Annotated in this window: 28 protein-coding genes and 1 tRNA gene; 14 read left to right on the top strand and 15 right to left on the bottom strand. The window is 62.0% G+C overall.

Annotated features, from left to right (window positions below):
* Positions 1-49 precede the first annotated feature (49 nt).
* Together Q3Y64_RS06745 and rpsU are read right to left on the bottom strand one after the other, a co-directional pair.
* A complete protein-coding gene (locus Q3Y64_RS06745; RefSeq protein WP_101941490.1) occupies positions 50-496 on the bottom strand; it encodes a GatB/YqeY domain-containing protein in 447 nt (148 codons plus the stop codon).
* Between the two features lie 114 nt (positions 497-610).
* The gene (rpsU, locus tag Q3Y64_RS06740) at positions 611-823 is read right to left on the bottom strand and encodes a 30S ribosomal protein S21 (RefSeq protein ID WP_018607882.1); all 213 of its coding nucleotides are present in this window, start codon (positions 821-823) and stop codon (positions 611-613) included.
* 115 nt (positions 824-938) lie between these two features.
* Here rpsU and tsaD point away from each other — a divergent pair, with 115 nt between their 5' ends.
* Complete coding sequence (gene tsaD, locus Q3Y64_RS06735) at positions 939-1,967, top strand: tRNA (adenosine(37)-N6)-threonylcarbamoyltransferase complex transferase subunit TsaD (RefSeq protein WP_303560557.1); 1,029 nt, start codon at positions 939-941, stop codon at positions 1,965-1,967.
* Here the strand turns inward: tsaD and plsY are convergent.
* Positions 1,960-2,577 (bottom strand): glycerol-3-phosphate 1-O-acyltransferase PlsY, encoded by a 618-nt coding sequence (gene plsY, locus Q3Y64_RS06730; RefSeq protein WP_216821687.1) that lies wholly within the window; start codon positions 2,575-2,577, stop codon positions 1,960-1,962. The two genes, tsaD and plsY, sit on opposite strands and share 8 nt — an antisense overlap.
* 36 nt (positions 2,578-2,613) lie before the next feature.
* Here plsY and Q3Y64_RS06725 point away from each other — a divergent pair, with 36 nt between their 5' ends.
* Positions 2,614-3,018, top strand: a complete 405-nt coding sequence (locus Q3Y64_RS06725) for a dihydroneopterin aldolase (RefSeq protein WP_101941488.1) — start codon at positions 2,614-2,616, stop codon at positions 3,016-3,018.
* Between the two features lie 66 nt (positions 3,019-3,084).
* Here Q3Y64_RS06725 and Q3Y64_RS06720 read toward each other — a convergent pair whose 3' ends face one another.
* Positions 3,085-3,459: an H-NS family nucleoid-associated regulatory protein gene (locus Q3Y64_RS06720; RefSeq protein WP_101941487.1), complete on the bottom strand. Its 375-nt coding sequence runs from the start codon at positions 3,457-3,459 to the stop codon at positions 3,085-3,087.
* Positions 3,460-3,463: 4 nt separating this feature from the next.
* Here Q3Y64_RS06720 and Q3Y64_RS06715 point away from each other — a divergent pair, with 4 nt between their 5' ends.
* Positions 3,464-3,685 (top strand): hypothetical protein, encoded by a 222-nt coding sequence (locus Q3Y64_RS06715; protein ID WP_303560556.1) that lies wholly within the window; start codon positions 3,464-3,466, stop codon positions 3,683-3,685.
* Here the strand turns inward: Q3Y64_RS06715 and xerD are convergent.
* The 4 genes from xerD to Q3Y64_RS06695 are packed head-to-tail and all read right to left on the bottom strand — an operon-like array spanning position 3,670 to position 6,888.
* Positions 3,670-4,566, bottom strand: coding sequence for a site-specific tyrosine recombinase XerD (gene xerD, locus Q3Y64_RS06710; protein ID WP_303560555.1), 897 nt, complete (start codon positions 4,564-4,566; stop codon positions 3,670-3,672). The two genes, Q3Y64_RS06715 and xerD, sit on opposite strands and share 16 nt — an antisense overlap.
* Positions 4,567-5,037, bottom strand: a complete 471-nt coding sequence (locus tag Q3Y64_RS06705; RefSeq protein ID WP_303560554.1) for a methylated-DNA--[protein]-cysteine S-methyltransferase — start codon at positions 5,035-5,037, stop codon at positions 4,567-4,569.
* Between the two features lies 1 nt (position 5,038).
* Positions 5,039-5,614 (bottom strand): chalcone isomerase family protein, encoded by a 576-nt coding sequence (locus Q3Y64_RS06700; protein ID WP_303560553.1) that lies wholly within the window; start codon positions 5,612-5,614, stop codon positions 5,039-5,041.
* Positions 5,611-6,888, bottom strand: coding sequence for a glutamate-5-semialdehyde dehydrogenase (locus Q3Y64_RS06695; RefSeq protein WP_303560552.1), 1,278 nt, complete (start codon positions 6,886-6,888; stop codon positions 5,611-5,613). The genes Q3Y64_RS06700 and Q3Y64_RS06695 overlap by 4 nt, the downstream gene beginning before the upstream one ends.
* A 165-nt stretch (positions 6,889-7,053) precedes the next feature.
* Between Q3Y64_RS06695 and Q3Y64_RS06690 the strand changes: the two genes are divergently transcribed.
* On the top strand, positions 7,054-8,277 hold the full coding sequence (locus tag Q3Y64_RS06690) for an MFS transporter (protein ID WP_303560551.1): 1,224 nt from the start codon (positions 7,054-7,056) through the stop codon (positions 8,275-8,277).
* A 7-nt stretch (positions 8,278-8,284) separates the two neighbouring features.
* Here Q3Y64_RS06690 and Q3Y64_RS06685 read toward each other — a convergent pair whose 3' ends face one another.
* From Q3Y64_RS06685 to moaA, 3 genes are all read right to left on the bottom strand, one after another.
* Entirely contained in the window at positions 8,285-9,904 is a 1,620-nt protein-coding gene (locus Q3Y64_RS06685; RefSeq protein WP_303560550.1) for a mechanosensitive ion channel family protein, read from the bottom strand.
* 69 nt (positions 9,905-9,973) lie between these two features.
* A complete protein-coding gene (gene mobA, locus Q3Y64_RS06680; protein WP_303560549.1) occupies positions 9,974-10,576 on the bottom strand; it encodes a molybdenum cofactor guanylyltransferase MobA in 603 nt (200 codons plus the stop codon).
* Positions 10,573-11,643, bottom strand: coding sequence for a GTP 3',8-cyclase MoaA (gene moaA, locus Q3Y64_RS06675; protein WP_303560612.1), 1,071 nt, complete (start codon positions 11,641-11,643; stop codon positions 10,573-10,575). The genes mobA and moaA overlap by 4 nt, the downstream gene beginning before the upstream one ends.
* Before the next feature lie 622 nt (positions 11,644-12,265).
* On the opposite strand from moaA, the gene Q3Y64_RS06670 reads away from it, so the two are divergent.
* Entirely contained in the window at positions 12,266-12,793 is a 528-nt protein-coding gene (locus Q3Y64_RS06670) for a hypothetical protein (protein WP_143707361.1), read from the top strand.
* A gap of 72 nt (positions 12,794-12,865) precedes the next feature.
* On the opposite strand, the gene Q3Y64_RS06665 is transcribed toward Q3Y64_RS06670, so the two are convergent.
* Positions 12,866-13,948, bottom strand: a complete 1,083-nt coding sequence (locus Q3Y64_RS06665) for a BMP family ABC transporter substrate-binding protein (protein WP_101941477.1) — start codon at positions 13,946-13,948, stop codon at positions 12,866-12,868.
* 181 nt (positions 13,949-14,129) lie between these two features.
* Between Q3Y64_RS06665 and Q3Y64_RS06660 the strand changes: the two genes are divergently transcribed.
* The 4 genes from Q3Y64_RS06660 to guaD are packed head-to-tail and all read left to right on the top strand — an operon-like array spanning position 14,130 to position 19,019.
* Positions 14,130-15,659 carry an ABC transporter ATP-binding protein gene (locus Q3Y64_RS06660; protein WP_303560547.1) on the top strand — a complete coding sequence of 510 codons (1,530 nt, stop codon included), beginning with the start codon at positions 14,130-14,132 and terminating at the stop codon, positions 15,657-15,659.
* Positions 15,660-15,662: 3 nt separating this feature from the next.
* Entirely contained in the window at positions 15,663-16,730 is a 1,068-nt protein-coding gene (locus Q3Y64_RS06655; protein ID WP_101941475.1) for an ABC transporter permease, read from the top strand.
* Complete coding sequence (locus Q3Y64_RS06650; RefSeq protein ID WP_101941474.1) at positions 16,727-17,644, top strand: ABC transporter permease; 918 nt, start codon at positions 16,727-16,729, stop codon at positions 17,642-17,644. The genes Q3Y64_RS06655 and Q3Y64_RS06650 overlap by 4 nt, the downstream gene beginning before the upstream one ends.
* A gap of 22 nt (positions 17,645-17,666) precedes the next feature.
* A complete protein-coding gene (gene guaD / locus Q3Y64_RS06645; protein ID WP_303560546.1) occupies positions 17,667-19,019 on the top strand; it encodes a guanine deaminase in 1,353 nt (450 codons plus the stop codon).
* A gap of 123 nt (positions 19,020-19,142) precedes the next feature.
* Here the strand turns inward: guaD and Q3Y64_RS06640 are convergent.
* Positions 19,143-19,218: transfer RNA gene (locus Q3Y64_RS06640), tRNA-Asn, on the bottom strand.
* Positions 19,219-19,348: 130 nt separating this feature from the next.
* On the opposite strand from Q3Y64_RS06640, the gene Q3Y64_RS06635 reads away from it, so the two are divergent.
* Positions 19,349-20,548 carry a hypothetical protein gene (locus tag Q3Y64_RS06635; RefSeq protein ID WP_101941472.1) on the top strand — a complete coding sequence of 400 codons (1,200 nt, stop codon included), beginning with the start codon at positions 19,349-19,351 and terminating at the stop codon, positions 20,546-20,548.
* Positions 20,549-20,646: 98 nt separating this feature from the next.
* A complete protein-coding gene (locus tag Q3Y64_RS06630; RefSeq protein WP_303560545.1) occupies positions 20,647-20,994 on the top strand; it encodes a thioredoxin family protein in 348 nt (115 codons plus the stop codon).
* A 62-nt stretch (positions 20,995-21,056) separates the two neighbouring features.
* On the opposite strand, the gene Q3Y64_RS06625 is transcribed toward Q3Y64_RS06630, so the two are convergent.
* A complete protein-coding gene (locus Q3Y64_RS06625; protein WP_101941470.1) occupies positions 21,057-22,262 on the bottom strand; it encodes an amino acid aminotransferase in 1,206 nt (401 codons plus the stop codon).
* A gap of 124 nt (positions 22,263-22,386) precedes the next feature.
* Between Q3Y64_RS06625 and uvrB the strand changes: the two genes are divergently transcribed.
* The 3 genes from uvrB (at position 22,387) to Q3Y64_RS06610 (ending at position 26,339) form a co-directional block, all read left to right on the top strand.
* Positions 22,387-24,441: an excinuclease ABC subunit UvrB gene (gene uvrB, locus Q3Y64_RS06620; protein WP_101941469.1), complete on the top strand. Its 2,055-nt coding sequence runs from the start codon at positions 22,387-22,389 to the stop codon at positions 24,439-24,441.
* A 54-nt stretch (positions 24,442-24,495) separates the two neighbouring features.
* Entirely contained in the window at positions 24,496-24,957 is a 462-nt protein-coding gene (locus tag Q3Y64_RS06615) for a low molecular weight protein-tyrosine-phosphatase (protein WP_303560544.1), read from the top strand.
* An 89-nt stretch (positions 24,958-25,046) separates the two neighbouring features.
* Positions 25,047-26,339: a DUF4010 domain-containing protein gene (locus Q3Y64_RS06610; RefSeq protein ID WP_303560543.1), complete on the top strand. Its 1,293-nt coding sequence runs from the start codon at positions 25,047-25,049 to the stop codon at positions 26,337-26,339.
* Here the strand turns inward: Q3Y64_RS06610 and Q3Y64_RS06605 are convergent.
* Positions 26,336-26,689, bottom strand: a complete 354-nt coding sequence (locus tag Q3Y64_RS06605; protein WP_101941467.1) for a helix-turn-helix transcriptional regulator — start codon at positions 26,687-26,689, stop codon at positions 26,336-26,338. The two genes, Q3Y64_RS06610 and Q3Y64_RS06605, sit on opposite strands and share 4 nt — an antisense overlap.
* Positions 26,690-26,853: the final 164 nt, after the last annotated feature.

Genomic DNA, 26,853 nt, shown 5'->3' with positions numbered 1-26,853 from the left:
GCTCAGGCTTTGGGGTGAGGGTGGGCGAAGTTTCGCTTCGCCCGGGGAGTCATTTTGCCAGTGCGGCCTTGACCTTGGCCGAGACGGCGGTCATGTCGGCGCGGCCGGCTAGTTGCGGCTTGAGGACGCCCATCAGCTTGCCCATGTCGGCCGGGCCGCTTGCGCCGGTCTGGCTGATCGCGGCTGCAACGGCCGCATCTATTTCAGCGTCAGAAAGGGCTGCAGGCATGTAGGCGGCGAGGACGGCGATTTCTGCGCGCTCGATTTCGGCCAGATCTTCGCGCTTGGCGGCTTCGTACTGGGCGACCGAATCGCGGCGCTGCTTGATGAGCTTGTCGGCGATCGCAATGATTGCGGTGTCGTCCAGCGTGATGCGCTCGTCGACTTCCTTCTGCTTCATGGCTGCCATGAGCAGGCGGATGGCACCCAGCTTGGCTGTTTCCTTGGCACGCATGGCGCCCTTCATGTCTTCCGAGATACGTTCCTTGAGGCTCATCTCAAACTCCGCTGAATTCTTGGGTGGCAAGACAAAAACCCGGCCACCCTTGCGGGCTCCGGGTTTTGCTTCATGCAGACGTGCTGGAGCGTGCCGCAGCGGCACGCATGCCGATCAGTAGAGCTTCGGCGGCAGGGTCTGGCTGCGCAGACGCTTGTGCAGACGCTTGACAGCCGCAGCCTTCTTGCGCTTGCGCTCAGTCGTGGGCTTTTCGTAAGACTCGCGAGCACGCAGTTCAGTCAGCGTGCCAGCCTTTTCGATGGTGCGCTTGAAGCGGCGGATGGCGACTTCAAACGGTTCGTTTTCCTTGACGCGTACACCAGGCATTCTGTGTTCCTTGCTGGACAGACTATGTGAAGAGCTCGCCAGTCTATCTGCAAGTTTGCAAAATTCCAAGCCCCTTGTTCGGAGGTGGGGACGGCGATGCGATAAAATCGGCGTCATGATGAAGCCTCAACTCGTTCTCGGTATTGAAACTTCCTGCGACGAAACCGGTATCGGCCTGGTTGAAACCGGCCGTGGCCTGCTGGCGCACCGGGTCTTTTCGCAGATCGACATGCATGCGGCTTATGGCGGCGTGGTGCCGGAACTGGCTTCGCGTGACCATGTGCGGCGCATTGTGCCGCTGATCCGCGAGACGATGGTGGTGGCAGGGCGCGAGTTGAGCGAGCTGGACGCCATCGGCTACACGACCGGGCCCGGCCTAGCAGGGGCTTTGCTCGTGGGCGCCAGTGTGGCGGAGTCGCTGGCGCTGGCGCTTGATATTCCGGCGATCCCGATTCATCACCTGGAAGGGCATCTACTTTCGCCGATGCTGTCGAGCGAGCCGCCGATGTTTCCTTTTGTGGCTTTGCTGGTGTCGGGCGGGCATACCCAGCTCATGCGCGTGGGCGGAGTCGGCGATTACGCTTTGCTGGGCGAGAGTGTGGATGACGCGGCCGGTGAAGCCTTTGACAAGACGGCCAAACTACTGGGCTTGCCCTACCCGGGCGGGCCGATTCTGTCGAAACTCGCCGGGCAGGGCGAGGCAGGCAAGTTCAAGTTGCCGCGCCCGATGAAAAACTCAGGTGATTTGATGTTCAGTTTCAGCGGACTCAAGACGGCGGTGCTGACGGCAACCCAGAAGCCTGATTTCACGCCGGAACGGATCCCGGATCTGGCGGCCGAGTTTCAGGAGGCGGTGGTGGAGGTGTTATGTGTCAAGGCGCGCGCTGCACTCGCTCAGACTGGCCTGGCGCAACTGGTGGTGGCCGGCGGCGTGGGGGCCAATGCGCGCCTGCGTGAGCGCCTGCGGCGGGAAATCGGCAAGCGCGGCGGTAAGGTGTTTTTCCCTGAATTGGAGTACTGCTCGGACAATGGCGCGATGATTGCGTTTGCCTGTGCCATGCGCATCGAGACCGGCAAGGCTGCTGCGGCAACGGGGGGCGCGTTTGCGGTGCGCCCGCGCTGGCCACTGGCCGAAATCAGTTAGCCGCGTCTTTTTTCTTGCTACCGATCTTGCTTTCTTCGCCCTTGATCAGGCGGGCAATGTTCGCCTTGTGGCGCCACAGAAGTACGACAACCATGGCCATTACGCCGACCGTCCATTCTTCCGAGCCGGTGATGGCGCGCGTTAGCACCGGTGCGACGATGGCCGCTACGACGGCAGCCAGCGAGGAGTAGCGGGAAATGGCGGCGGTGGCAATCCAGGCCAGAAGTACCGCACCGCCCAGCAGCAGGTCAATGCCCAGCAGCACGCCGGCAGCGGTCGCAACACCCTTGCCACCCTTGCCGCGCAGGAAGATCGAGAATACGTGGCCGAGAAAGACGGCGACGGCGATCAGAACGATACTGGATATATCCAGGCCAAGTGTCGGGCCGAAGCAACGTGCGGCCCAGACAACCAGACCGCCTTTGGCAGCATCGCCGATCAGGGTGAAGAGCGCGGCCTTCTTGTTGCCGCTGCGCAGTACATTGGTGGCGCCGGGATTGCCCGAACCGAAACTGCGGGGGTCGTCCAGCCCCATCAGTTTGCTGACGACAACGGCAAAGGGGATGGAGCCAATCAGGTAGGCGGCGAGTAGCGAGAGTAGAATCAGCAGCATTTTCTTCAGGGCCTTGCGGCCGGATATTCGGACATGGATTTTATTTTCATCGAAGGCATGCTGGTGGATGCCAATGTCGGGATTTTCCCGCGCGAGCGTTCAGCTTCGCAGCCGCTGGAAATCAACATGACCTTCGGCGTGCCGGATGCGGCAGCGCTGCGCGATGATATCGCGGATACCATTGGTTACGATCAGGTCGTGGAGAGAATTCGCGCCGTGCTGGCCGAGCGTCAGTTCAATCTGCTTGAAACGCTGGGTGAGTTTGTTGTGGCGCTGATGTTCGAAGAGTTCAATGCGCCGTGGGTTCGCGTTTCGATTTCCAAGCCGGGCGTCATGAAAAATGTGCGTCGGGTAGGGGTATATATCGAACGCGGTCGAAATGGCGATGAACCGCCGCGCGGAGGGGGATTAGGTCCGCTGGGTGTGCCGCGGAGTTGAGCAATTGATCAGGCAGAAACAAAAAAGGCGACCCGGGCAGGTCGCCTTTTTTTCAGCCTTGGGGAATCAGGCCTTGATGGTCAGCGATTCGAGGCTTTGACCCGCTGCGAGGGCATCGGCCACCCACAGCGGCTTGCGGCCACGGCCGGTCCAGGTTTGCGAAGCATCGGCCGGATTGGCGTATTTGGCGGCAACCTTGGCGCGGACCTTACCGGCCTTCTTGGCGCGCGGTGCCTTGGGGGCAGCGCCAGCCTTGGCCGGCTTGCCGCCGAGCAGGGCGTCCAGCGAAATGCCGTGCTTGGCGGCAACAGCCTTCAGCTCTTTCATGGCCTTTTCTTTGGAGTTGCTGGCGCGCTTGGTGATTTCGGCCTTGATGGCTTCGGCAGCCTGGCTGAGGTCTTTGTCAGTGGCTTTGTTGAGCTGGGATTTGGTCAGCAGCATATCGATGTCCTTTGTCGCGGTAAGGCCTGGAATTTTTGGCGCCGGGGCGCCTTCTGAATACAGGCATGTGCAGAGCGAAAATAAAAGCTGCTTGCCTGTGGATGCGGCAGATTTTGCCACTATTAATTCTATTCGCGCAAATCCATTTTTATATGTTTACAGTTTGAACTTATTTTCAGCCGGGCAATCACCCGGAAGTCCGGGTGATTTTCAGGCGCGTGGATGATGTTCGGAATGCAGCTTTTTCAGACGCTCGCGCGCGACGTGGGTGTAAATCTGAGTGGTTGAAATATCGGCATGGCCCAGTAATAGCTGAACTACGCGCAGGTCGGCTCCATGATTGAGGAGATGGGTAGCAAAGGCATGGCGCAGGGTGTGGGGAGAAATCAGGCGGGTGTCGATCGCGGCATTCAAGGCGTGCTGTTTGATGGTGTTCCAGAACATCTGGCGGCTCATGGCACTGCCAAAACGGGTCAGGAAAACATCGTCGCAAGGGGTTTTCAGCAGCATCGGACGCGCTTCGGTGAGATAGCGCTTTACCCATTCGAGGGCCCATTCGCCCAGTGGTACCAGGCGTTCCTTAGCGCCCTTGCCGGTAATGCGGACCAGGCCTTGCTGTAAATCCATTTCAAACAGCTTCAGATTTACCAGCTCGGAAACGCGCAGGCCGCTGGCGTAAAGCGTCTCGATCATGGCGCGGTCACGCAGGCCGAAAGGCGAGGCTATTTCCGGCGCGGCAAGCAGGGCTTCGACCTGGGTTTCGCTGAGTGTTTTCGGGAAGCGTTCGGCGGCGGCGGGCGTGCCGATATCGAGGCTGGGGTCGCGGGCGATGCGCTGATTTTGCAATTGCAGGCGATAGAAACGGCGCAGAACGGACAAGATCCGGCGCTGAGTGGCAGGTTTGCTGCGTGCAGAAATTTCGCTGAAATAAGCGGCTAGGTCGCTGCTCTGCGCATCAATGAGTTCCCTCTGCGAGTGCCGTTGCAGCCATTGGGCAAAAAGCTTCATATCGCTGCGATAGGATTCGAGGGTGTTTTTGGCGAGTCCGTCCTGCAGCCAGAGATCATCAATGAAGGCGTCAATCTCCGGGTGATTGGTGCTGGTCATTTACAGCGCGCCCTCATGCTGCAATAACCAGCGTTTGGTATCGAGCAACCAGCCGCCTGTGGCATGAGAAAATCCACCCATGCTGGATTTTCCGAGTACGCGGTGACAGGGGGTCACAAGCGGAAAGGGGTTGGCACCACAAGCCTGGCCAATCGCGCGTGGTGCGGATCCGAGGCGGTCCGCAATGTCTCCGTAATTGAGAGTTTGGCCTGCAGGAATAGTGCGGATGCTGTGCCATACGCGCTGCTGAAAAATCGTGCCGCGCGCGAGTAGCGGCAGATTGAAAAGCTGAGCCGGGTTCTGGCGGTATTGCTCCAATTGCAGACAGAAGGATTCTGCGACCGGATTTGTGATGATCTCGAGGGGTGTTTCCGGCGGCATGAACACGATTTCCTCGATCGTGCCGTCCGCTGTCTGACGTAGCCCGAGCACGCAACCCGGAATCCGGGCAATGGCGTTCAGCGGATTCATTTCACTGGGGCTGCCCGAGCAGCGCCTCACGTACGGAGATTTGAGGTACGTGTTCGCCGAGCCAGATTTTCAGCAAAGCCTGATTGAAATCTTCACCGGGAATATCGTTTCCTTTTTGCTCACCACCCACCAGCACGCGCGTGCCCTGGCCAGAAATGTAATCGAGACGGATAGTGGTTTTGGAGGGGACTTTGCCGATGCCCAGCATGGTTTGCTGCAGGCTGTCGATACGGCTCTGAACCTTTTGCAATTCGAGATCACTCTGGTTGCGGCGCATGAAGTCCAGCAGAGCTTCGGATAATTGCTCAGCAGTCAGCTCGCGCAGGGTGATGATCTGGATGCGGCGGGGGCCTCGGCTGGCAAAGACCCCTGCCGGGGTGGCGGCTTTGTTTGGCAGGTAGAGCCCTACCGCGTAAACCTTGAGCATGAACTTGGTGCGCAGGCCGGCGCCATTGAGCTGCAGTTCGCTGCCGCCAAGAAGTGCCCGTTCATCGAAGTGGGCGCCGCCGATCTCGACTGCTCCCGCCTGCAACGAGCAGGCGAGCAGGAGCGAGATGAGTGCCGCCCGCCAGATCATTTGCGGACTTCGCCGTTGCCGAACACGATCCATTTCTGCGAGGTGAGGCCTTCGAGGCCGACCGGGCCGCGGGCGTGGATCTTATCGGTGGAAATGCCGATTTCGGCGCCGAGGCCGTATTCAAAGCCATCGGCGAAACGCGTCGAGGCATTGATCATGACCGAGGCAGAATCCACCTCGCGCAGGAAGCGCATGGCGGCCGTGTAGTTTTCGCTGACGATCGAGTCGGTGTGCTGTGAGCTGTAGCGATTGATGTGGGCGATGGCTTCATCAAGGCCAGTGACGACCTTCACGGCGATGATGGGGGCAAGGTATTCCTCGCTCCAGTCCGATTCCTGCGCTTCGACCAGCTTGGCTCCGGCGATGCTGGCACTGCGCAGGATGCTCAGCGATTCGGCGCAGGCGCGCATCTCGACACCCTTGGCGGCGAGCATGGTGCCCACGGCCGGCAGCAGCTCGGCGGCGCGCGAGCGCGCCACCAGCAGCGATTCGGCGGTGTTACAGGTGCCGTAGCGCTGGGTCTTGCTGTTCTCGACAATCGGCAGGGCCTTGGTGGCGTCGGCTGCGTCATCCAGATAGACGTGGCAGTTTCCGTCCAGATGCTTGATCACCGGCACGCGTGCGTCGCGGCTGATGCGTTCGATCAGGCCCTTGCCACCGCGCGGCACGATCACGTCGACGAATTCGGGCATGGTGATCAGCTCGCCCACGGCGGCGCGATCGGTGGTCTCCACCACTTGTACGCCGGTCGCCGGCAGGCCGGCTTCCTCGAGGCCTTCGCGCACGCAGGCGGCGATGGCCTGATTGCAATGCAGCGCCTCTTTGCCGCCACGCAGGATGGCGGCATTGCCGCTCTTGAGGCACAGGCCTGCGGCGTCGGCCGTCACGTTCGGCCGCGCTTCGTAGATGATGCCGATCACGCCCAGCGGTACGCGCATGTGGCCGACCTGGATGCCGGACGGGCGACGTTTCACGTTGGTGATTTCACCGATCGGATCAGGCAGGGCGGCGATCTGCTCAAGACCCTGCGCCATCGATTCGATGCCTTTGGCGGTGAGCGTGAGGCGGTCGATCATGGCCGGCTCGAGGCCGTCGGCGCGAGCCTGTTCGAGGTCGCGCGCATTGGCGGCGAGGAGCTCATCGGCGCGGGCGCGGATCTTTGCGGCGATGGCGGCGAGGGCGGTGTTCTTGGCTTCGGTCGAGGCGGCGGCCATCAGGCGCGAGGCGGCACGGGCCTCGCGGCCGAGGGTCTGCATGTAGGTCTGGATGTTCATGATCTAGAAAACCGGATGAAGCAGGTGCAAACAGGGATTAGAACATCCCGGCCCCGATCTGTGAAATCCGGCGCAGGCACCGCGCAGGTCCGCCCGGCTGGCTTGACCCCGGGGTGGGGCGGCCCGCACACTCGCGGCCCCATGTTGCAGCGCATCCAGAGTTCCATGCTTCGTTCCCTCCCTGCCGATTCGCTGTGGCGCGATGCCGGTTTTCTGCGCCTGTTCATTGCCAGCACGCTGTCCGCGCTCGGTACCGCCGTATCCCTGATGGCGCTGCCGCTGACGGCGGTGAGCCTGCTCGATGCGAGTGCCACCGAAATGGGGATTCTGGCCGCGTGTGAATTGCTGCCCTTCATCACCATCGGCCTGCCGGCTGGGGTGTGGATTGACCGCAGCCGCAAGCAGCGCCTGGCGGTGCTGTTCAATTTCGTGGCGGCTGCCGGGCTGGCGCTGGTGCCGCTGGGCTACGAGGCGGGCTTCCTCTCCATGGGCGTGCTGTATGCGGTGGGCTTCGTGGTGTCGACGACCGAGGCCATCGGGGGCTCGGCCACTCAGGTACTGGTGACTCTGCTGGTCGGGCGTGAGCGCCTGGTGATTGCCAACAGCAAGCTGTCGGCTGCGAGTTCGCTGGCGCAGGTGTGCGGCCCGGCCTTGGCCGCGCTGCTGATCGCGGCAGTGGGGGCGCCGCTGGCGGTGAGCGTGGATGCAGCGAGCTTCGTGATCGCGGGGGCGTTGATCGCCAGCATTCGCCTGAATGAGGTGCCACAGCCGCATCGCGGAGCTTCCGTCATTGCTCAGATCCGCGAAGGCTTGTGGCTGGTGTGGCGCACGCCGATGCTGCGCGGCCTGGTCGGTGTGGTGGCGGTGTGGATCCTGCTGTCGGACGCCTTCAAGGCGCTGTATGTGCTGCACGCTGCGCGCAATCTGGGCTTGGGCGAAGGTGGCATCGGCGTGATCAATACGCTGGGCGCGCTGGGGGGACTGGCCGGGGCGCCGTTGGCGCATTTCGTGGAGCGGCGTTTCGGCATGCGCAACGCGCTGGTGGCGGGCGTGGCGCTGGCGGCAGTGGGCTATCTGCTGTACGTGCTGCCGCAAGCGGACTGGCCGGCCACGGCGCTGGCGGCCGGCATCGCGCTGTTCGTGTTCAATGCCGGCAGCACGCTGTATGTAGTGAATTACCTGAGCCTGCGCCTGGCGGTGACGCCCGATGCGCTGCTTGGCCGGATGGTGACTTCGATGCGCTTCGCGACCATCCTGCCCGGCCCGCTCGGCACCATCGGCATAGGGCTGGCGGCCGACCGCTTCGGCCTGCCGCCAGTCTTCCTTGGCATTGGCCTGAGCTGCCTGGCCATGGCCCTGTGCGCGGCGCGCTGGCTGCCGCGGCGCTGATCATCGATCAGGCTTCGGGCTGGCGGGCCGGCGCTGCGTACCAGCGGGCGGGTGGCACGAGCTTGTCGCTGGCCGGATCGCCCAGATAATGCGGCGACATGATCTGTACGCCGTATTCGTTGAACACATCCTGAATGTTGGCATGTAGTTCGCTGAGCACTTCGGCGCGAGGGCGCGGCGCGCTGGGAACGGCCTGGCAGACCAGCGTGTATTCCGGATAGAAGTCTGACAAGGCCGTCTGGAAAACCGCCGGACGCGGTTCGGTGAGGATGCCGTTGGTGCGTGTGGCCGCTTCGATGAGCATGGCTTCCACCTGACGCCAGGGCGTGTCGTAACCGATGGTGACGGCGGTGTCGATGACGAAGCCGGTGCCCTTGACCGTGCGTGAATAGTTGGTCGTGGAGTGACCGACGATCAATGAATTCGGCAGGGTGATTTCGGAGCCGCGCCCGGTGCGCAGGCGGGTGTTGAAGATGCCCATCTCGACGATGGTGCCCTCGTGCTCGCCGATGCGTACATATTCGCCACGCCTTAGGGTGCGGGTGTACATCAGGATCAGGCCGCTGGCCGCTTGCCCGACCACGCTGGAAGCGCCCAGCGAAATCATCAGGCCCAGCAATACCGATACGCCCTTGAAGGCTTCCGAGTTGGAGCCCGGCAGGTAGGGGTAGGCCATCACCAGCGCAAAGATCCAGATGATGCCGGTGACGATGTTTCTCGTGGGGCGTACGGTTTCGGCATCCAGCCAGCTGTAGCTGTCACTGCCTGCCGCGATGCGATCGAAGAAGGGGCGCAGGATGCGTACCACTGCGTGAGCGATCAGGAACATGCAGGCCGCGATCACGAGGTCTGGTATCGCGCGCAGAATGCCCTGGCTCAGCGTAATCACGATGCCAATGAGGAAATCGCTGAGGCGCTCGCCCCAGGCGCGGGTGTAGGGAAACTGCGCCAGCACGGTGCTGAGCCAGGTGTAGGCGAGCAGTGCGATGGCGCCCCAGTACGGAACCGCCAGTGCCTTGCCCAGCAGATCAAGCAGCCTGCGGGGTTGCAGCAGTTCGCCCGGGATAATTTTCAGATGTTCGCTCTGGCGCGCTGCCGCGCGCATCAGACGAGTGCTTACCCAGCGCCGCGAGCGCAGCAAGAACCACAGGATCAGTGCGTAGATCGCGGTTTCACCCAGCACCCAGGCGAGGCCGCGCAGGAGGAGTTCTAGGTTGCGGCTCTCGCGGTTTTCTTCGCGGATCTGCTCGAGGCGGCGCAGTGTTTCGGTAGTGAGGGTTTCGAGGGTTTCGCCGCTGAGCTTGTCGACGTCATCGGGTTGCAGGGTGAACAGCAGGAGCTTGTCGAGCAGGATGCTGTTGCCGGCCGGCGTCGGCTGGACGGAAAGTTCGAGTTTTCCTCCACGCGCGACGGCTTCCTTCAAGGCTTGCTCGCTGCGGGCGACGCGCTGTTGCGGGCTGGCGCCGAGCAAAGGGGCGCGAAACTGAACGACCTCGCGGTTCATGATCGACAGGGTGGCGCTGGCCGGTGTGTCGGCAGCGAAGCCCGGTGCGCAGGTCAGCAGTATGCCGAGGGCCAGCAAAGGAGTGAGTGCAGGGCGGGCGAGGCGGTGCAGGAGGGGCAGCATGGCAGGCTCCGGGTGGGCGTGGCACCGAATCTAGCATGTCTGCAGCATGGAGGCTGCCGTTCAGAGGCCTTATGACTGCCGGGTGAGGGGCGGCAGCGTGCCGGCCAGCGCGCGCAGCGCAACGGCATCGTCTGCATCCCGCAGGCTGGCTGCCTGAGCGTCGAGCGCGATCAGGACAGGATTAAGACTGGCCAGCCAGCGCCGGGCGGTGCGCTCTCCGGCATCCAGCATCGAGCTAAGGCCAGGCAGGGCTGCTTTGGGCAGCAGGCTGAAGAGCGGCTCCCAATGGCTGTCGAGGCAGCCCACGGCGGCGCACTGCGGGCGGGTGGGGCAGAGCAGACGGGCATAGTCCGGCGGCAGCAGGGGCGTATCGACCGGGCAGGTGAGTACCCAGTCATGGCGCGCAGCGCTGAGGGCGGCTTCGAAGCCGGCCAGCGGGCCGGCGAAGTCCGGGCGCAGATCGCTGACCACGCGGTGGCCAAAGGCGCGATAGCAGTCCAGATTGCGATTGGCGACGATGATGAGTTCATCGACTTGCGGGGCCAGCGCTTCGATGACCCACGCCACCAGCGGGCGGCCACGGAAGTCGACGAGGCCCTTGTCCTGTCCGCCCATGCGCCGTGCCGCGCCGCCGGCCAGAATCACGCCAGTGAGTGGCTGTGCGGGTTTCATCCGCCGATGTAGCTCATTTCGATTTTCTGGGCGCGTACACCAGCTTGGCCGCGCAATTCTGAGTAGCGATCACCGCGCGCCTGCCATACCGCACCGATCCAGGCGGCCAACTCCATGTCACTGCGCTCTTCGCGCATCAGCGCGCGCAGATCGTGACCGGTGCTGGCGAACAGGCAGGTGAACAGCTTGCCTTCGGGCGACAGGCGCAGACGCGTGCAATCGTGGCAGAAGGCCTGGGTGACGGACGCAATCACGCCGATCTCGCCGCCGCCGTCAGCGTAGCGCCAGCGCTCAGCGACCTCGCCGGGGTAGTCGCGGTCGATCGCCTCAAGCGGGAATTCGGCACCGATGCGGGCGAGGATCTCGCGCGCCGGCAGCACGTCGTCCATGCGCCAGCCGTTGCTGGCGCCTACATCCATGTATTCGATGAAGCGCAGGGTGTGGCCGCTGCCGTGGAAGTGGCGTGCCATCGGCAGGATCTGGTGATCATTCACGCCGCGTCGCACCACCATGTTCACCTTCAGAGGCCCCAGACCGGCTGCGGCGGCCGCATCGATACCGGTCAGCACTTCGCTGACGCTGCATTCGGCGTCACTCATGTGACGGAACACAGCATCGTCCAGCGCATCCAGACTCACGGTGACGCGCCGCAGCCCGGCTGCCTTGAGTGCGCCGGCGTGGCGAGCGAGGAGCGCGCCGTTGGTGGTCAAGGTGAGATCCAGCCCGGGGATTTCAGCGAGCATTTCGACCAGACGATCCAGGTGCTTGCGCATCAGCGGCTCGCCGCCGGTGAGGCGGATTTTCTCGACGCCCAGCCCCCTGAAGATGCGGGCCAGCCGGGCGATTTCCTCGTAGCGCAGGATGTCGTCGTGAGCGAGGAAGGCGTGCTCGCGGCCGAACTTGTCGCGCGGCATGCAGTAGGTGCAGCGGAAGTTGCAGCGATCCGTCACCGAGATGCGCAAGTCGCGCAAGGGGCGGCCGAGTTGATCAAGCAGCCGTAGCCCCGGAGCGGGGGCAGTGGGGCGAAGCAGGCTGCTGAGGGGAAGGCGGGTTTCGGCCAGGGGCATGGTGTGCATTATGGCTGCCGTGAGGCCTGTAATAAACCGCGCCTGTAACAGGGCTGCCTTGATCCGGGATAAGCGGCTGCTTGGCGGTACTCCAAGAAGGAGCTGTCGTCGCCATCTTGGCAGGGTGAAACCCTTGAGTGCAGATGATCCCGGTCGACACGTGTAAGCACCTTGCCGGGTGAGTGTGTTGTATCGCTAGGTCGGTAGTTTGTCGGCTCCGGATTTTCAGGCTGGCAGCTTGCGCCGGATATACAGCTACGACTTTAGTGCTATCCGAGGGCCCCTGCAAAAAACTGGCTTTTCGTCATGTAGCCCACTCAGCCTGAGGTCCGTGCGTGGATTGCCTTGCAGGTGTGTGGAATAGCTGTGCTTTTCAGGGGGACTTCCGGCTTTTAGGGGTTTTCTCTTATGCCGAAAGTTTATGTAGGAAATATTTACCTTTGCTTGCCGCAGCTAGTTTTCACTAGGGCACACGCTTCTAAAAAAAAAGTTTCGTGATCCGTAAGCCTACTCACGCCCGACTGGTTTCTGTTGTCAGGGCAAGCACCGTGCGCTGCACGGTACTGGAGGCTGACCGATGGAGGTGTTCAGGTCAGCCCAGATAAAGATAGTGGTGGCTGACATGAAAAACATACTGAAGCTTGTCGCAACGGTTTTGATCGCTCTTTCCTTCTCCGGCAGTCTGCATGCCGAAGACAACGCAATCCTGGGTTTCTTCTCGGATCTGAATCGCTCCAAGGAGCCGCTGGACTGGGCTATTGCCAGTGGTTTCCAATCCAAGCACATGGTGGATGACCCGAGCTACGAGTACAACGAAAACAACAAGGGGATAGGTTTCCGCACGCCGGGTGGCTGGACTGCTGGCGGGTATTACAACAGCATCCGGCGCTACTCGGTGTATGCCGGGCGCGAGTACCAGTGGCGTCTGTTCGGGCCGGACTGGATGCGTCTGCATGCCGGCGTGGTGCTGGGCGGCGTTTCGGGGTATGAGGATGGTATCCAGATTGGTGGGGTGGAGCACGGTATCCACTTGGCGGTCCTACCCGAGCTGGTGTTGCGCATGCCTTATCTGGAAGCGGCCTTGATCTACATTCCTTCCGCATCCAAGACGCCGGCCACGCTGGCCGGGCAGTTGCGAATCGCCTTCTGAGCCTGCCGCGGGGTGCGTAAAAACAATCGGGGCGCCCATGGGCGCCCCGATTGTTTTTAAAACGGTACGGACTTACTTCGGAATCGAGCCTTCAACGCCTTCAACGTAGGCGTTCATCTTGCGCAGGTCCGCATCAGCCATGGTCTGGCCAGCGGCAACCATTTCCTTGCCTGCGTTGTCTTTCAGCGGGCCGGTGAAGGGATGCAGCTTGCCGGCCTTGAGCGCATCGCGACGCTCTTCGGCAAGCTTCTTCACGTCAGCCGGTACGGCCGGACCGAAGTTGTCGATCGTCACGGCGCCTTCCTTCACGCCATACCAGAGATCGGTGGTCTTCCAGGTGCCCTTGAGTACCTTGTCCACTTCCTGACTGTAGATCACCTCCCAGTTCAGGACCGAGGCGGCCAACTGTGCCTTGCCGCCGAACTTGCTCATATCCGAATCCCAGCCAAAGGCGAACACGCCCTTTTCCTGCGCGGTCTGAACCACAGCCGGGGAGTCGGTGTTCTGCATCAGCACATCCGCGCCTTGCGAGATCAGGGCGAGGGCGGCTTCACGTTCCTTGCCCGGGTCGAACCAGCTGTTAACCCAAATGACGCGAGTGGTGGCCTTCGGATTCACGCTGCGTGCGCCGAGGGTGAAGGCATTGATGTTGCGCACCACTTCCGGAATGGCGATCGAGCCGACCACGCCGAGCTTGCCGGACTTGCTCATTTTTCCGGCCACCACGCCCAGCATGTAAGCACCTTCATAGGTGCGCACGTCGTAGATGCCGAGGTTCTTGCCGCTCTTGTAGCCGGTGGCGTGCATGAACACGGTTTTCGGGAACTGGCGCGCGACCTTGTCCATCGCGTTCATGTAGCCGAAGGAGGTGGCGAAGATCACCTTGTGACCCTTGCTGGCCAGATCGCGGATCACGCGTTCGGCGTCGGCTGTTTCCGGCACGTTCTCGACGAAGGTGGTCTTTACCTTGCCGGCGAACTTGGCTTCCATCGCCTTGCGACCTTCGTCGTGGGCGTAGGTCCAGCCATGGTCACCGGTCGGGCCGATGTATATGAAACCAGCCTTGAGTGGTTCTTCGGCGTGTGCGGCGCCGGCGAGCGTGCAGGCAGTCAGGGCGAGGGCGGCCAAGCGGCCGAGGAGGGGCAGGAAGCGCATTGGAAAACTCCTGATTTGAGAGGCGAGCGGGAGGTCACAGCATGGATTCGGCGCAAGGTAGCGTCAATCAGCCAGCGATTATGATGCTTATCAGCATTCGATGGCGTATTGCTGTGCTGTCTGCGGGGCAGGGCTGCTAGACTTTGCACGCCGCTTTTCCTCTTCTGCCCGCAGGCCACGCATGACTTCCTTCCGCCCCGACCCAGCGCCGCGTCTTGAGCTGCTGCATATCAGCAAGCGCTATCCGGGCGTGCTTGCCAACGATGATGTGAGTCTGCTCGTGCGGCCCGGTGAAATTCACGCCGTGCTGGGCGAAAACGGAGCCGGCAAGAGCACCCTGATGAAGATCATCTATGGTGCGGTGCAGGCCGATCAGGGCGAGATCCTGTGGAATGGCCGCCAGGTTCAGATCGGCAATCCGGCTGCCGCGCGGCAGCTTGGCATCGGTATGGTATTCCAGCACTTCCAGCTCTTCGAAACCCTCAGCGTGGTGGAGAACATCGCTCTGGCGCTGGAAGGCAAGTTCGATCTGCGTGCCTTGGCGAGCCGCGTGCGTGAAGTATCGGCGAAGTATGGCCTGCCGCTGGAACCGGAGCGACTGGTGCATAGCCTGTCCGTGGGAGAGCGGCAGCGCGTCGAGATTGTTCGTTGCCTGTTGCAGAGTCCGCAGTTGCTGATTCTCGACGAACCGACCTCAGTGCTGACGCCGCAGGCCGTGCGCAGCCTGTTTGCTACCCTGCGCCAGCTGTCCAGCGAGGGGGTTTCGATCCTCTATATCAGCCACAAACTGCACGAGATTCAGGAGTTGTGCGAGCGCGCCACCGTGATGCAGGGTGGGCGGGTGACCGGTGAGGCGGATCCGCGCCAGGAAAGTACCGCTTCGCTGGCACGCATGATGATTGGCCGGGAGCTCCCGGTGTGCTCGGCCACGCCCTATGAAGGCGAGCGGATTCCGGTGTTGGAACTGCGCGGCCTCAGCTATGTCAATGACGACCCCTTCGGCGCCTCGCTGCATGAGATCGACCTGAGCGTGGATCGTGGTGAGGTAGTGGGGATTGCCGGCATTTCCGGCAACGGGCAGGCTGAGTTGCTGGCGGCTTTGTCGGGTGAAGTGCCGAGTTCAGCAAGTAGTGTGCTGATCGACGGGCAGGCGGTGGGCCATCTGCACGCTGGTGAGCGTCGTGATCGCGGTCTGGCCTTCGTGCCGGAGGAGCGCCTCGGGCGTGGCGCGGTGCCGGCCATGAGCCTGGCTCAGAATTTCACCCTCACGGCGCATCGCCAGCGCGAGCTGCGCCGCCACGGTCTGATCAATCTTGCCGGCGCGCGCCAGTGGGCAGCGCGCTGCATCGAGCGTTTTGACGTGCGCTGCGCAGGGCCACAGGCGGCTGCGCGCAGCCTTTCGGGTGGCAACCTGCAGAAATTTATCGTTGGTCGCGAAATCATGCAGGCCCCGAAAGTCATGATCGTGGCCCAGCCGACCTGGGGGGTAGATGTAGGGGCTGCGGCCTTCCTGCGCCAGACCCTGCTGGACCTTGCGCGTAGTGGCGTGGCGGTGCTGGTGATCTCCGAGGAGCTGGAGGAACTCTTCGAGATCTGCGACCGGATTGCGGTGCTGGCCGCTGGCCGCCTCTCGCTGCCGGTCCCCAAGGAAGATACGGACGCGGAAAAAATCGGCCTGCTGATGGCCGGAACCCAACAACAGGCTGCCTGAGTAATGCAACTTATCGAACCTCGTGCCAATCCGTCCCGCACCATGCGCTGGCTGGCCCCGCCGCTGGCTATTCTGCTGACCCTACTGGTCGCCGCCGGCATCTTTGCCTTGCTGGGCAAACCGCCACTGCAGGCCTTCTACGTGTTCTTCATCGAGCCGCTGGAGACGTCCAATGGCTGGAGCGAATTGCTGCTCAAGGCCTCTCCCCTGATCCTGATCGCCCAGGGGCTGGCGCTGGGTTTTCGCGCCCGCATCTACAACATCGGTGCCGAAGGCCAGCTCCTGCTCGGGGCGATCTGCGCCAGCGGCGTGGCGATCTACACAGACGGCATGGAGGGGGCCTGGATTCTGCCCGCCATGGTGCTGGCAGGGGCGGTTGGCGGAGGTCTGTGGGGTGCGATTCCGGCCTGGCTGCGTACGCGCTTTCAGGCTCAGGAAACCCTGACCACCCTGATGCTGGCTTACGTCGCTACCTATCTGCTGTCCTGGCTGGTCAGTGGCCCCTGGCGGGATCCGGGCGGTACCAATTTCCCGCAATCCATCCTGTTCTCGGAGCCGGCCATGTTCGTGCCGATCTTCGAGGGCCTGCGCATCAATGCCTCGGTCTACATCACCGCCGCGCTGGTGCCCGTGTTCTGGCTTTTCGTGGCCAAGAGTTTCATGGCCTACCAGCTCGCGGTGGGCGGTGAGGCGCCTGCCGCAGCACGCTATGCGGGTTTCTCCGCGAACCGGACGGTGTGGGTCAGCCTGGTGATTTCCGGCGCAGCCGCCGGCATCGCCGGAGCGGCCGAGGCCGCGGGGCCGGTTGGCCAGCTCACCTTGTCGCTCTCGCCCGGCTATGGCTACGCCGCGATCATCGTGGCCTGGGTCGGACGCCTGCACCCGCTGGGCATCGTGCTGGCCGGCCTGCTGATGGCGCTGATCTATCTGGGGGGGGAGGCGGCGCAAGTCTCGATGCAGTTGCCGGCGGCCATCAGCTGGTTGTTTCAGGGCATGTTGCTGTTCTTCCTGCTAGGGGCGGATGCCTTCGTGGATTTCCGCCTGCGCCGGCGCAAGGAGGTGGCGGCATGATCGAATATCTGGTTCCGGTGCTCGCCACCACACTCGCTGCTGCTACGCCACTGGTCTTTGCCGGGCTGGGCGAACTGGTCACCGAGAAGAGCGGGGTGATCAATCTGGGGGTCGAAGGCATGATGCTGATCGGTGCGGTGGCCGGTTTTGCCGGCGGCCTGCACTGGGGTGTGGCGGGCGGGCTGTTGTGCGGTGCCCTGGCCGGAGCGCTGGCGGCCTTGCCGTTTGCTTTCCTGACTTTGTCGCTGGGTACTAATCAGCCTGCTACCGGGCTGGCCCTGACCATCTTCGGCATCGGCCTGTCGGCCTTCGTCGGGCAGTATTTCGTCAGTCAGAGCCTGCCGGGCCTGCAGCCACTGATCATTCCTGGGCTGGCGGAGATCCCGTTGCTCGGGCCGGTCTTTTTCAGCCAGAGCTGGGTGGTCTATCTGTCCTGGTTGGCTTTCGCCTGGCTGGCCTGGATGCTGGCGCGCACGCGTTGGGGGCTGATCCTGCGCGCCGTGGGCGAAAGCCCGGAGGCAGCACATGCGATTGGTTATCCGGTGACCGCCATCCGCTATGCCGCAACCTGTTTTGGCGGAGCCATGGCCGGCATCGGCGGCGCCTATCTGTCCACGGTCTACACCCCGCTATGGGTGCAGAACATGACGGCTGGACGAGGCTGGATTGCCGTGGCGCTGGTCGTGTTCGCCACCTGGAAGCCGGGCCGTCTGATGCTGGGTGCCTATCTCTTTGGCGGCATGACCATCCTGCAACTGCACGCGCAAGGGCTGGGCGTCGAGCTGCCCTCGCAACTGCTCGCCGCGGTGCCCTATGTCGCGACCATCGTGGTGCTGGTGCTGATTTCACGTGACCGCAAGCTTCTCCAGCTCAATTTGCCCGCCTCCCTGGGCAAGCCCTGGATCAGCAACTAAACCCGTTCGCCAAGGAGGGCGCATGAATCCTTTGCCGACAGCCATTCTCGTGCGGGGCAGCATCCTGCATTTCCTGGCTGACCCGGGGCCCGCGGACGATTCCTCGGCTTGGCAGTATTTCGAAGATGGCGGTCTTCTTGTCGAGGATGGTCTGGTCCTCGCCTGTGGCCCCTGGGGCAGCGTGCTGGATGGTGTGCCGCAGCACATCAGCGATGCTGCGCGCTATTTTGATTATCGCGGCCAGCTGATCGTGCCGGGGTTCGTCGATACCCACACCCATTACCCGCAGCTGCGGGTGATGGGTTCCTGGGGTCGCAAGTTGCTGGACTGGCTGGAGGACTACACCTTCCCGGCTGAGACGGCACTGGCTGATGAGGCCTTGGCGCAGCGCACGGCAAGCTTCTTCGTTGAGCGCCTGCTGGCTCATGGCACCACCACCGCCTCGGTTTTCGCAACCGTGCATGCGCACTCCGTGGATGCATTTTTCAGTGCCGCTGCACGTCGCAATCTGCGCATGCTCTGCGGCAAGGTGATGATGGACAGCAACTGCCCGCCGGCCCTGCGTGATACGCCTGCGTCTGCACTCGACGATGGCATGGCGCTGATCGAGCGTTGGCATGGTCAGGGCCGTCTGGGTTACAGCGTAACACCGCGGTTTGCTCCGACCTCTTCACCCGAGCAGCTCGCGGTGGCCAGCGAGTTGTGGCATAGCCGGCCGGGGCTGCATCTGCAGTCCCATCTTTCCGAAAATCCGCAGGAACTGGCTTGGGTGGCCGAGCTGTTTCCGGGGCGACGTGACTACCTTGATGTTTATGAACATTACGGCTTGCTCGGGCCTCGAGCGATCTACGGTCACGGCATCCACCTGAGCGCATCGGAGCGTACGCGCCTGGCCGCTAGTGGTACGGCGATCGCTTTCTGCCCTGGCTCCAATCTGTTTCTTGGCAGCGGTTTCTGCCCGCAGGGCGAACTCAGCGCGTCTGGCGTTCGTCTAGGGCTGGCAACGGACGTAGGGGGCTGTGCGAGTTTGTCCATGCTGCAGTCCATGGCTTCCGCATATGAAGTCAGTCAGGCGGCCGGACAAGTCCTTTCGCCCTGGCGAACTTGGTATCTGGCGACTCTGGGCGGTGCACAGGCTTTGGGGCTGGAGGCACAGATTGGCAGCTTCCAGCGCGGGCGCGAGGCCGATTTCGTGGTTCTGGACCTGGCCGCGACGCCGGAGCTGGCCTGGCGGCTGGAGGGGGTTGAAGCGCTTGGCGAGCGCCTGTTTGCGCTGATGATGATGGGCGATGAGCGCTGTGTGCGAGCTACCCACATTCTGGGTGAGCGGGCCTTCTGCCGTTCAGAACCACAGGCCGTGCCGGCAGTCCGTTGAATCAGGCCGCTTGCGGCCTGAACGCTTATCATTGATCGCTCGATTCCAAGACGGGGCTTCCCGGCGAGGAATCTGGCGCAGAAATGCAGAAAGCCCAGCATTTCTGCTGGGCTTTCTGGAATTTGGCTCCCCGACCTGGGCTCGAACCAGGGACCTACGGATTAACAGTCCGGCGCTCTACCGACTGAGCTATCGGGGAATCGAGAGGCCGAATAATAGACATCCCTATACGGGGTGTCAAGTTTTTTTAGAAAATACGTGATTGGCTGGCGATTCTTGCTAGGGGCAGATACCCTTGCCGCGCGTGACCCGTTTCAGGAGAACAAAAAGTGATTGCTCATCGAGCCCTGCGCGGCATTCTGCCGACGCTCCTCAAGACTGCCTTGCTGCTCAATTTGAGCTTTTCCGGGGCCCAGGCTTCGGCTGCGCCCGAGAAGCAGACCTGGCTCGGGCTGCCAGTGGAATTTGCTGCGCAGTCATATGCTTTCAAGAAGGGGCCTGCGATCGAGCTCGACAAGCTCAAGGTGATGACGGCGACCCCGATCGAGATCAGTCGCGCCTGGATGATGCCGGATTGGGCAGATTGGATCACCGAGTTCAAAACGCGCAAGGTGCGGGTGGTTGCGGGCGAAATCGTCGCCAAACCCAGCTCGCTGGCACGTCTGGGGGTTGTGGATGGCCCTTCCACCCGGTTTGTGACACGCATCGAGTTTTCGTCGCTGAAGCTGATGTTTGGTGATACCCCCCTGTCGCTGCCGGCCGGAGAGATGCAGTTTGGTGATGACGGTGCAATGAGCCGCATCCGGGTTCAGCTTGAAGGCGGCATCAGTCTTGATCTGAGCCCCCGCGAGGGGGGGCGACTGGGGGTGCTGGTCCAGACTGGCAACTTCAAACCGCAACTGCTGTCGGCGTTCCGCTTTGACAGTGTGGTAGCCCAGGGGGAGATGGCTGACGATTACGTGCTGCTGGACCGCATCGGCGCCAATGGTGACGGTGGCTCATTGAGCGGCGTGCTGCGTCTGGTGTCAGCGGGCAAATTCTTGCTCGAAGGCGAGCTCAAGATGGAAAGCGTGCGGGCTAGGGATGTGATTGATCGTCTCTATCCGCGCGCGGTGGTGGACGGGATTCTCAGTGGCAACTTCAAGATCAGTTCCTCCGCTGACACCCTGGCCGAGCTCGGAAAATCCGTGGTGGTAGAGGGTAGCTATGTGCTGAAGTCTGGCTCCATCGATCGCTTTGGTCTGCTTGAGGGGATGCGCCGTAGCGGTACTGGTGTGGTCGGCGGTGGTTTGCTGCGTTTCGAGCAGATATCAGGCAAGTTTGGTGGCCGCACCGGCGCGCCGGCGCAGGCCAATTTCCAGGGGCTGTCCTCCGGCGCATTGCGTGGCTCGAGCAACTTCGTGATTGATCCGGATGGGCGTTTGAAGGGTTCGGTCAGTGGTACGCTTGCTCTGCCGGGAGGGGAAGTCATCTCGCGCAATTTCGAGCTGAGCGGCAAAGCCAGTGCGCCCTCGCTGATCGCGCGCTGACGGCCTTTCGCCCTATCATCGAAACCGGCCTGAGGGCCGGTTTCTTTTTGTGCGGATGGAGTGAGATGGCGGCAAGTGCGAAAGAGGCGGAGTTTCTCGTGGCCTGCCTGTGTGCGGGCTGGTGCGGGACGTGTCGCGAGTACCAGCCAGGGTTCCAGGCGCTGGCGCAGAAATTTCCGCAGGCGGGGTTTGTGTGGGTGGATGTCGAGGATGAGCCGGAGGTGGCGGATGATATCGACGTCGAGAATTTCCCGACCCTGGTGATCCAGCGTGATGAACGGGTGCTGTTCTGTGGGCCGATGTTGCCGCAGCTGCATTTGCTGGAGCGTCTGATCGAGACGTTCATGGCGCAGAGCGCGGAGGAAGCGTTGCACTATGCGCTGGGGAATGCGGAGCGGGCCGCCTGGCAGACGGTGGCGAACGTGCGTTCGCGCTTGCCGGACTAATCTGGTTGCACCAGAAGCGCCAAAGGGCCGCGAGCGGCCCTTTGTTTTTGTTTGTGCGGAACTTACTTCAGCACGGCAGCGATGGCGTCTGCGACGGCGTCGATGTTCTTGCTGTTGAGTGCGGCGATGCAGATGCGGCCGGTGGAGACAGCGTAGATGCCGAACTCGGTCTTCATGCGTTCCACCTGCTCGGCCGTCAGGCCGGTGTAGGAGAACATGCCGCGCTGCTTGAGCACAAAGCTGAAGTCCTGAGCCACCTTGCGCGCAGCAAGCTTTTCAACCAGGGCGCTACGCATTTCGCGGATCCGCACGCGCATGCCGGCCAGCTCGTCTTCCCATTGTTTGCGCAGCTCGGGAGAGGCTAGTACGGCCGCGACGATGGCGCCACCGTGGGTCGGCGGGTTGGAGTAGTTGGTGCGCACCACGCGCTTCACCTGGCTCATCACGCGGCCGGCCTCTTCCTTGGAGTCGCACACCACGGTCAGCGCACCAACGCGCTCGCCGTAGAGCGAGAAGGATTTCGAGAAGGAGCTCGAGATGAAGAACTGCAGGCCCGAGCCGGCGAAGGCGCGCACGGCGACTGCGTCAGCGTCGATGCCGTCGGCAAAGCCTTGATAGGCCATGTCGAGGAAGGGCACCAGGCCGCGCGCCTGGCACACAGCCACAACCTCGGCCCACTGCGCATCCGTCATGTCGGCACCCGTCGGGTTGTGGCAGCAGGCGTGCAGCACGATCACCGAGCCGGCAGGCAGTGATTCCAGGCAGGCCTTCATGCCAGCGAAGTTCACGCCACGGGTGGTGGCATCGTAATAGGGGTAGTTTTCGACCACGAAACCGGCCGATTCAAACAGGGCGCGATGGTTTTCCCAGCTCGGGTCGGAGATATAGACCTTGGCGGCCGGGTTCAGGCGCTTCAGATAGTCGGCGCCTACTTTGAGGGCGCCGGTGCCGCCGAGGGCTTCGATGGTGATCGTCTTGCCTTCGGTCAGGAGCGGGGATTCCTTGCTGAAGAGCAGCTCGGCTACAGCCTTGTTATAGGCAGCCAGGCCTTCGATCGGCTGGTAACCACGGGCCGGAGCCGCTTCGAGACGGGCTTTTTCAGCCGCTTTCACAGCGCCCAGCAGCGGGATCTTGCCTTCGTCGGTGAAGTACACACCCACCCCGAGGTTGACCTTGGTGGCACGGGTGTCGGCGTTGAAGGCTTCGTTCAGGCCCAGAATCGGGTCACGGGGTGCCATTTCAACGGCGGCAAAGATCGAGGAACTCATGGATTCTCCAGCGTCAAAAGAAAGTGGCCGGCAGGTTCGCGCCGGCGGGCGAATTGCGGAATAATCAACGGCTTGCCTGCGCGCCGGGTTGACCGGCAAGAGGCTGAAAACGCAGGATTTTATCATGGCTGAGCAGCCGGCTTCCCCAACAATTGTGAGCTTTGAAGGCAGCCCGTTCCGGCTGCACCAGCCTTTTCCGCCTGCGGGTGACCAGCCGGCAGCCATTGCTGCGCTGACCGAAGGCATTGGCGACGGGCTGATGTTTCAGACCCTGCTGGGGGTGACTGGCTCCGGCAAGACCTACACCATGGCCAACGTGATCGCGCGTTGTGGCCGCCCGGCGCTGGTGTTGGCGCCGAACAAGACCCTGGCCGCGCAGCTCTACGCCGAGTTCCGCGAGTTTTTTCCCGAGAATGCGGTCGAGTATTTCGTTTCGTATTACGACTACTACCAGCCCGAGGCCTACGTGCCTTCGCGTGACCTGTTCATCGAGAAAGACAGTTCGATCAACGAGCACATCGAGCAGATGCGCCTGTCGGCTACCAAAAGCCTGCTGGAGCGGCGCGATGTGGTGATCGTGGCGACCGTGTCATGCATCTACGGTATCGGTGATCCGGTCGATTACCACAGCATGATCCTGCATCTGCGCGAGGGTGAGAAAATGCCCCAGCGCGATGTGCTGCAGCGCTTGGTGGCCATGCAGTACGACCGCAACGATGTGGATTTCCAGCGCGGCTGCTTCCGCGTACGTGGGGACGTGATCGATGTCTTTCCGGCTGAAAGCGCTGAGCTTGCCGTGCGGATCGAGCTTTTTGACGATGAGATCGAACATCTCACGCTCTTCGATCCGCTCACCGGACACATGAAGCAGAAACTCACCCGATTTACGGTGTTTCCGTCCAGTCACTACGTCACGCCGCGCAGCACGGTGGTCAAGGCCATTGAGAACATCAAGGAAGAGCTGCGTCAGCGCATCGAGTTCTACCATCGCGGCGGCAAGCTCGTGGAGGCGCAGCGCATCGAGCAGCGTACCCGTTTCGATCTCGAAATGCTCACTGAGCTGGGTTTCTGCAAGGGGATTGAAAACTACTCACGGCATATGTCCGGGCGCATGCCGGGCGATCCGCCGCCAACCCTGATTGACTATCTGCCCAGCGATGGGCTGATGTTCGTCGATGAGTCCCACGTGGCTATTCCGCAGGTGGGCGCGATGTTCAAGGGCGATCAGGCGCGCAAGCTGAATCTGGTTGAGTACGGTTTTCGCCTGCCTTCGGCGGCGGACAACCGTCCGCTCAAGTTCGACGAGTTCGAACAGCTGATGCCGCAAACGGTTTTCGTCTCGGCCACGCCGGCGAAATACGAGGAGGAGCATCAGGGGCAGGTGGTTGAGCAGGTCGTGCGCCCGACCGGCCTGGTGGACCCGATTGTTGAAGTGCGCCCGGCTATCAGCCAGGTGGATGATGTACTGATGGAAATCCGTAAGCGCGTGGCGGTGGACGAGCGGGTGCTGATCACGGTGCTCACCAAGCGCATGGCCGAGGATCTCACCGACTACCTGGCCGAGAATGGCGTGCGCGTGCGCTACCTGCACAGTGATATCGATACCGTGGAACGGGTCGAAATCCTGCGCGATCTGCGTCTGGGCGAGTTTGATGTGCTCATCGGCATCAACCTTCTGCGCGAAGGCATCGATATCCCCGAGGTGTCGCTGGTCGCGATTCTGGATGCGGACAAGGAAGGCTTCCTGCGTTCGGTACGCTCGCTGATCCAGACCATCGGCCGCGCCGCCCGCCATCTGCACGGTACCGCCATCCTGTATGCAGATCGGATGACCGATTCGATGCGCGCCGCCATCGGCGAAACCGAGCGTCGGCGTACCAAGCAGATCGCCCACAACGAAGCGCATGGCATCACGCCGAAATCGGTCAACAAACGCATCAAGGACATCATCGACGGCGTGTATCAGGATGATGAAACCAATCCGCGTACCGGCCGCATGGCGGCAGAACCACGCAAGGATTACGCTTTGCTTGACGAGAAGGGGCTCGCCAAAGCCATCAAGCAGCTCGAGAAGGAGATGCAGGAGCATGCGAAGAATCTTGATTTCGAGAAAGCCGCCGCCGCCCGTGACGAACTTTTCAGGCTGCGCCAGCGTGCTTTTGGGGCGGATCACCATTGATGTCGGCTGTGGGCAATCGCGATCTTTTTCAAACCCCGGACTCCCTAACCCCGAATGAAACGCATCCTTTTCGTGTGTACCGGCAATATCTGTCGCTCCCCGACAGCGGATGGCATTGCTCGCCATCTTGCGGCTGAGCAGGGGCTGGCCAAGCGCTTCGAGTTTGACTCCGCTGGCACGCATGCCTATCACGCAGGCGAGGCGCCGGACCCTCGCGCCCAGAATGCCGCGCGCAAACGCGGCTATGAGCTTGCCGATTTGCGTGCCAGGCCGGTGGTGGCTGAGGACTTCGAGCATTTCGATCTGATCCTGGCCATGGACAAGGGGCATTACGTGTGGCTCAAACGGGAGTGTCCGCGGCATCTTCACGAGCGCATCCAGATGTTTCTGGATTACTCGGCCACCTGTCCTGGTCATGACGTTCCCGATCCCTACTATGGAGGTCCGGATGGATTCGAACAGGTGCTAGACCTGTGCGAGGAAGCCATTCGTGAGTTGCTGTCGCGTAACGCCTGAGTTCTGAAGCAGGTGTGCTGCGGCGCATGATTCAGCTTCTTGCCGGTGCGCCGTTAGTGCACTGAACGCCTTCATGCGGAGAGCCTGCCGTGGCTTTGCCAACGCCTGATCTTGAAACCGTCCAGCTCTTCGGAATTGCGCTGCTGATCGGAGCCTTGCTCGGAGTTGAGCGCGAAAAGAAAAAGACGGATACCCAGAAGCCCTCCTTCGCGGGCATCCGTACTTTCATGCTGTTGTCTGAAACCGGGGCGCTGGCGGCCTGGCTGTCTGTGCAGAACGCCATGCCGGCAATTTTCGTGACTACGCTGATCGGGCTGTTGATCCTGATCGCCGCCGCCTACCTGCTCGAAAAACGGGCCGATGCGGCCTCGATCGGCATTACGACCGAATTGGCCGGTCTCAGTGTGTTCTTGCTGGGTGCTGCGGTCATGCTTGGTCAGGTGGCGATTGCAGTCGGTCTGGCAGTCATCAATACCGCCTTGCTGGCCTTGAAGGATCCCTTGCACGGTGCGATCCAGAAGCTTGGCAAGGACGACATCTTTGCCGGCCTCAAGTTGCTGATTGCCAGCTTCATCGTGCTGCCACTGCTGCCACAACAAGCGGTGGATCCGTGGGCGGCGCTGAACCCCTACAAACTCTGGCTGCTGGTGGTGCTGATTTCGGCACTCTCGCTGGTGGGCTACGTGGCCATGCGCTGGCTGGGGAGTGCGCGTGGCGTGGCGGTGACTGGGCTTACCGGCGGCCTGGTGTCCTCGACTGCGGTCACCTTGTCGTTGGCGCGTGAGAGCCGTAGCGCGGCCGATCCGGCCCGGCAACTGGATGATGCCTATGCGGCAGGGGTACTGATTGCCTGGAGCGTGATGTTTGTGCGGGTACTGGTCATGGTGACGCTCCTTAATGTCGCTCTATTGAGACCGCTGTTGGCGCCTTTCACGGCCATGCTACTGGTGAATGCCGCTCTGGCTGGCTGGTATTACCACCAGAGTCTGCGGGATATGGCGCATCAGATCGAGCGTGTGGGTGTGGTGCCGCTGAAAAATCCGTTCAGTTTGTGGGCGGCGACCAAGTTCGGTCTGTTGTTTGCCGTTGTACTGCTACTGGTGGAGCTTGCCCGGCGTAGCTTCTCGGCCAGTGGCCTGATCTATGTTGCGGTGCTCGCAGGCATGACAGATGTCGATGCGATTACCTTGTCGATGGTTGATTTCGCTCGCGCCCCCGAACAGCTGCAGTTGGCCGCTTATGCTGTGGTGGCCGCTGTGTGGGCGAATACCCTGGCCAAAGCTGCGCTTACCCTGGTGCTGGGAAGTCGTGGGATGGCCAGGCGCGTGTGCTTCGCTACGGTCGTCATGCTGGTGCTTGGCGGAGCTGTGCTGCTCGTCTAACGAGCCACTTTGCCCAGCTGGCGCTTGACCGCACTGGCGTTGGAGAACTGGCGTTCCACGATGCGCGCCACATTGCCGCACACGATGTCACACAACTCGAAGGTCGCTGAGTCGGCGATGGCGTAGAACACCGCAGTTCCTTGAGCGCTGCGCGTCACAAGCCCCGCCTCGAAGAGGAGGGCGAGATGCTTGGATACATTGGCCTGACCACAACTAGTCAGGGCGGTAATCTGGCTTACGTTCTTGCCTCCGTCGCGCAGCGCATTAAGGATGCGCAGGCGGGTCGGTTCGGAGAGTGCGCGGAAGTACGTGGCGACATGATTGAGTGCGGAGTCGTCGAGCGCCTGCATGGTGGGGCCTGCCTCGTGAAAAGCTGATGTGATTGATTGTATTACTGTTTGTGCATGAAGGCATTCGTGGTGATTCCCCGGTAGCCTGCGCCAGGGGCTTCTATCCTTCAAGTATGCAGGTTATGAGGCCGTGGCTTTGCAGCCTGCAGCGAGGCAGGGGAAGA

Source organism: Uliginosibacterium sp. 31-12, assembly GCF_030548425.1.
GTDB classification, from domain to species: Bacteria; Pseudomonadota; Gammaproteobacteria; order Burkholderiales; family Rhodocyclaceae; genus Uliginosibacterium; species Uliginosibacterium aquaticum.
This window is presented reverse-complemented; position numbering and strand designations above follow the sequence as displayed.